At 65.7% G+C, this 4,359-nt stretch carries 6 protein-coding genes; 5 read left to right on the top strand and 1 reads right to left on the bottom strand.

What is annotated here, in order from left to right; genetic code table 11:
- Positions 1-392 (bottom strand): lactate/malate family dehydrogenase (locus ACLHHB_RS04570; protein ID WP_410217105.1); only part of this gene is annotated, 392 nt, incomplete at its 3' end.
- Positions 393-543: 151 nt separating this feature from the next.
- On the opposite strand from ACLHHB_RS04570, the gene ACLHHB_RS04565 reads away from it, so the two are divergent.
- The 5 genes from ACLHHB_RS04565 to ACLHHB_RS04545 all read left to right on the top strand — a co-directional run bounded on the left by ACLHHB_RS04565 (position 544) and on the right by ACLHHB_RS04545 (position 4,057).
- Positions 544-1,293, top strand: a complete 750-nt coding sequence (locus ACLHHB_RS04565) for a sulfite exporter TauE/SafE family protein (protein ID WP_410217104.1) — start codon at positions 544-546, stop codon at positions 1,291-1,293.
- Positions 1,294-1,371: 78 nt separating this feature from the next.
- Positions 1,372-2,214, top strand: a complete 843-nt coding sequence (locus tag ACLHHB_RS04560) for an HpcH/HpaI aldolase/citrate lyase family protein (RefSeq protein ID WP_410217103.1) — start codon at positions 1,372-1,374, stop codon at positions 2,212-2,214.
- Positions 2,215-2,256: 42 nt separating this feature from the next.
- Entirely contained in the window at positions 2,257-2,808 is a 552-nt protein-coding gene (locus ACLHHB_RS04555) for an NnrU family protein (protein ID WP_410217102.1), read from the top strand.
- Complete coding sequence (locus ACLHHB_RS04550) at positions 2,808-3,014, top strand: DUF1737 domain-containing protein (RefSeq protein WP_410217101.1); 207 nt, start codon at positions 2,808-2,810, stop codon at positions 3,012-3,014. The genes ACLHHB_RS04555 and ACLHHB_RS04550 overlap by 1 nt, the downstream gene beginning before the upstream one ends.
- 8 nt (positions 3,015-3,022) lie before the next feature.
- Positions 3,023-4,057 carry a MaoC family dehydratase gene (locus ACLHHB_RS04545; RefSeq protein ID WP_410217100.1) on the top strand — a complete coding sequence of 345 codons (1,035 nt, stop codon included), beginning with the start codon at positions 3,023-3,025 and terminating at the stop codon, positions 4,055-4,057.
- The last annotated feature ends 302 nt before the right edge of the window (positions 4,058-4,359 follow it).

Genomic DNA, 4,359 nt, shown 5'->3' with positions numbered 1-4,359 from the left:
CGCAGCGCCCAGACCATCGCGTCCAACGGATTGGTGACGCAGATCACGAAGGCATCGGGGGCATGTGCCTTGATCCCTTCGCCGACTGCTTTCATCACCTTGAGGTTGATGCCGAGCAGGTCGTCGCGGCTCATTCCCGGCTTGCGGGCGACGCCGGCGGTGACGATGCAGACGTCGGCGCCGGCGATGTCGGCATAATCGTTCGCGCCCTTCATGCGGGCGTCGAAACCCTCGGACGGGCCCGATTGCGCGATGTCCAGCGCCTTGCCCTGCGGAGTTCCTTCCGAGATGTCGAACAGGACGACATCGCCCAGCTCCTTCATCGCGGCCAGATGCGCTAGCGTGCCGCCGATCTGCCCCGCACCGATCAGTGCGATTTTGGGTCGGGCCATGGATAACCTCCGAATGAATGGTGGAATGTGGCGCGAGGGTTAAGGCGTCGCCGGACAAATCGCAAGCCTTTCGCGCCGCAGCGCGGCAGCCCGCAGGCCCTTGCCTTCGTGCGGCAGGCGCGTCAGCCTGCGCCCCTTGCAGGAGGCGCGGATGCTGGAACTGACGGTGACGGGCTGGGCGCTGGCCGTGCTGGCGGCGGTGGCGGTGGGACTGGCCAAGGGCGGGTTGGCGATGGTGGGCATCATCGCGGTCCCGGTGATGTCGCTGGTCATGTCGCCCGTGCAGGCGGCGGGCCTGCTGCTGCCGGTGTATGTCGTGTCCGACATCGGAGGCCTGATCGCGTTCAGGCGCGACTTTGACGCCCGGGTGCTGGCATGCGCCCTGCCGGGGGCCCTGATGGGCATCGGCATCGGCTGGGCCACGGCGCTGATCGTCCCGGTCCGGGGGGTCACGCTGATCGTCGGGGTCATCGGCTTCGGCTTTGCCCTGAACGCCCTGTTGCGCCCGCAGGTGGATGCCGAACCACGTCGGCCCGGGGTGGGGCCGGGCACCCTGTGGGGCGGGCTCGCCGGATATACCAGCTTTGTCAGTCATTCGGGTGCGCCGCTGTGGCAGGTTTATGCCCAGCCCTTGCGCCTGTCGCCGCTGATCTATGCCGGCACGACGACATGGTTCTTTGCCATCGGGAACTGGGTCAAGCTGATCCCCTACATGGCGCTGGGGCAGCTGTCGGCTGCAAACCTATTGACGGCAGCGGCATTGATGCCGGTCGCATTGCTGTCGGTGTGGCTGGGACTGCGGCTGGTGCGGGTCATTCCGCCCAAGCTGTTCTATCAATTGATCACCTGGGGATTGCTGCTGGTGTCGTTGCGCCTGATCTGGCAGGCGACCTTTGGCTGACGCCGCAGCGCAGCAAAAGCGCTTGCCATTTCTGACGCTATACGCCACCGTTGCGCAACATTGTGTCGCGGAGGTTTCATGACTCGTCCCTATCGCTCGGTTCTTTATATTCCTGCCGCCAACGCGCGTGCGATGGAAAAGGCGCAGGGCCTTCCTGCCGACGCGATCATCTTTGACTTGGAGGACGCGGTTGCTCCGGATGCCAAGGCGGCCGCCCGCGCGGCCTTGGCCAAGGCGCTGGAACAGGATTATGGCCCGCGTGCCCGGATCGTGCGGATCAACGCCCTGTCCACCGAATGGGGCCAGGATGATGCGCGCGCCTGCGCCGCGCTGCCCGCCGATGCCGTCCTGATCCCCAAGGTGGACGGGCCGCAGGATCTGGATCGCGTCGCCGCGCTGATCCCGGACAGGCCGCTGTGGGCCATGATGGAAACGCCCGGGGGCATGCTGAACGCTGCCGCGATTGCCGCCCATCCCCAGTTGGAGGGGATGGTGATGGGCACGAACGACCTGGCAAAGGAGTTGAACAGCCGTTTCCGCCCGGACCGCCTGCCGATGATGGCAGGGCTGGGTTTGTGCCTGCTGGCCGCCAAGGCCCATGGCAAGATCATCGTGGACGGCGTCTTCAACGCCTTCAAGGACGAGGACGGTCTTCGCGCCGAATGCGAACAAGGGCGCGACATGGGCTTTGATGGCAAGACCCTGATCCACCCGACGCAGCTGGCCATCGCCAATGCCGCCTTTGCCCCCTCGGAGGATGAGGTCGCGCTGGCCCGCCGCCAGATCGAGGCCTTTGACGAGGCCACTGCTCAGGGCAAGGGTGTCGCCGTCGTCGACGGCAAGATCGTCGAAAACCTGCATGTGGAAACCGCCCGCAAGACGCTGGACCGTGCGGATGCGATTGCGGCCATGGCGCAATAAGGGCAGTCTGCGCGCCGAACGATCCAGCGAAAGGAATGCCAGATGCTGATCCTGATCCTTGGCGTGGCCCTGTGGTGGGGCGCGCATCTTTACAAACGGATGGCACCGGCGCAGCGCGCCACGATGGGCGAGCGCGGCAAAGGCATGGTGACGGGCCTTCTGGTGCTGTCGATCATCCTGATGGTCATCGGCTATCGCGGCGCCGATGGCGCGTTCTTCTGGGGCCGCAACCCGGCGCTGGTCGGCATCAACAACCTGCTGGTCCTGGTCGCCTTCTATCTGTTCGCGGCCGCCGGCATGAAGACCCGGATCACCGCTTATACGCGCCACCCGATGCTGTGGGGCTTTTCGCTCTGGGCCATCGCGCATCTGCTGGTGAACGGAGACACGCCTTCCTTTGTGCTGTTCGGCGGGCTGCTGGCCTGGGCGCTGGTCGAAATGGCCGCGATCAGCCGCGCGTCTCCCTGGGTCCGCCCGACCGGTCCTTTCCCCGCACGCAAGGAGGCCATGGCGGCCGTTGGCGCCGTTATCGTCATGGTGGTCGTGGGCCTCGTCCACGGCTGGATCGGGCCTTGGCCCTTTGGAGGTGCGTGATGCCCGTGATCTATCGCTTCATCACCGAAGATGACACCTCGCGGTTCTGCCACCGGGTCAGCGAGGCCTTGTCCAAGGGCTGGCAACTGCAGGGCAGCGCCACGATGGCCTTTGACGCCGCCCGCGGCGTGATGCGCTGCGGGCAGGCCGTCACCAAGGAAATCGAGGCCGAGTACCACCCCGACATGAAGCTGGGCCAGCAATAGGGATCGCAATGACGAAAACCAATCCGGGACGGTTCTTCGAGGATTACGAGGTCGGCCAGACCATCCGCCACGCCGTGCCGCGCACCATCGCGGAGGGCGAACGGGCGCTGTATCACGCCCTTTATCCCGCGCGGCATGCGCTTTATTCGTCGGACGAATTCGCGATCACCTGCGGGCTGGACGGCAGCCCCCTGGACGATCTGCTGGCCTTTCACACGGTCTTCGGCAAGACGGTCCCGGATATCAGCCTGAATGCCATTGCCAATCTGGGCTATGCCCAGGGGCGCTGGCTGATGCCGGTCTGGCCGGGCGACACCTTGCGCGCCGAGTCGCAGGTGATCGGCCTCAAGCAGAACTCGAACAACCAGTCGGGCGTCGTCTGGGTGCACACCCGCGGCCTGAACCAGGTCGGCGACACGGTGCTGGACTATGTCCGCTGGGTCATGGTCCGCAAGCGCGACCCCGAGGCGCCGGCGCCGCAAACCGTTGTTCCGGAACTGGCCCCTGCCGTGGACGCGGGGGATCTGGTGGTTCCGGACGGACTCAGCTTTGACGGCTATGACTTTGATCTGGCGGGCGAACCTCATCGCTGGGGCGACTATGCCATTGGCGAGACGATCGATCACGTCGATGGCGTCACGATCGAAGAAGCCGAGCATATGCTGGCAACGCGCCTGTGGCAGAACACGGCCAAGGTGCATTTCGACACCACGACCCGTGCCGACGGACAGCGCCTGGTGTATGGCGGCCACGTCATCAGCCTCGCCCGCGCCTTGTCCTTCAACGGGCTGGCGAATGCCCAGATGATCGTGGCGCTGAACGCGGGCGCCCATGCCAATCCTTGCCACGCCGGCGACACCGTCCGCGCCTGGTCCGAGGTTCTGGACAAGGCTGAAACGGCTGCTCCGGGGGTCGGGGCCCTGCGCCTGCGCCTGGTGGCCACCAAGGGGGACAGCAGCCTGTTCACCCTGCGCGGCGATGACGGCCGCTATCATCCGGATGTGCTTCTGGATCTGGATTACTGGGCGCTGATCCCCCTCTGACCCGACAGCGGCGCCCCTCACATCGGCTGCTTGTCCTGTCAAAGCCATCGCCCGTCTCGCCGTGATCACAGCCGGCGCCCCCGTGATCACAAACAGGGAAATCCGCGTCATTTGCGCGCGCGGGCTGGCATATCAGGGTGACAGATGCCACAACTATGTCCAGAACGTGCCACGATTGCCAGCCCGCGCGGCCAGCCCTGCCTATCCTGAAGGGCTCCTGCGGCGGGAGATGCCAGAACCGACAAAGGAGGGCCGCCAATGGCCGACGTGAACCGGGGTAACCGGCCGCTTTCCCCCCATCT

Source organism: Paracoccus sp. (in: a-proteobacteria) (assembly GCF_046462195.1).
Taxonomy (GTDB): Bacteria; Pseudomonadota; Alphaproteobacteria; order Rhodobacterales; family Rhodobacteraceae; genus Paracoccus.
This window is presented reverse-complemented; position numbering and strand designations above follow the sequence as displayed.